We start from the raw sequence: 420 nt of genomic DNA, 5'->3' as shown, positions 1-420 counted from the left end.
GTATAAAACGAAACATGCGCCTATGACATTGATTAATGTTTTAGGCGCTACAATGTTTTATTTATGTTAGTTTGTCGAAGTATGGCTCATCTAATGGATTCAATTGCAAGTTTTCAATTTGCAACGTTGAATGTGCAATGCCATATTTTTCTTTCAACAATGATGATACTTGATCAATCGCTTGATAATCATCCCCCTCATATTTTTTATCTAACACAACATGGGCACTTAATGAATAATGTTCTGTTGTAATACTCCACAAATGAAATTCATGTACATCTAATATGCCATCTATGTTTTTTATATCTGCTATAATTTGATCAGTATCCAAATGTTGAGGCACACTTTCCATTAAAATTAACCACGCATTACGCGTAATTTTATAACCACCACGTAAAATGATGAGTGAAATTACAATAC

1 protein-coding gene is annotated in these 420 nt (G+C 31.9%); it reads right to left on the bottom strand.

The genetic code is table 11. The annotated features are described in order from the left end of the window. Positions 1-61: 61 nt before the first annotated feature. A partial coding sequence (locus ETB99_RS14725; RefSeq protein WP_171700945.1) for a cation transporter occupies positions 62-420 on the bottom strand: 359 nt, incomplete at its 5' end.

Origin of the sequence: Anoxybacillus sp. CHMUD (assembly GCF_013096965.1) — a bacterium.
GTDB lineage: Bacteria > Bacillota > Bacilli > Bacillales > Anoxybacillaceae > Anoxybacillus > Anoxybacillus kestanbolensis_A.
The sequence above is the reverse complement of the archived record's forward strand: the minus strand, read 5'-3'. Positions and strand labels throughout refer to the sequence as shown.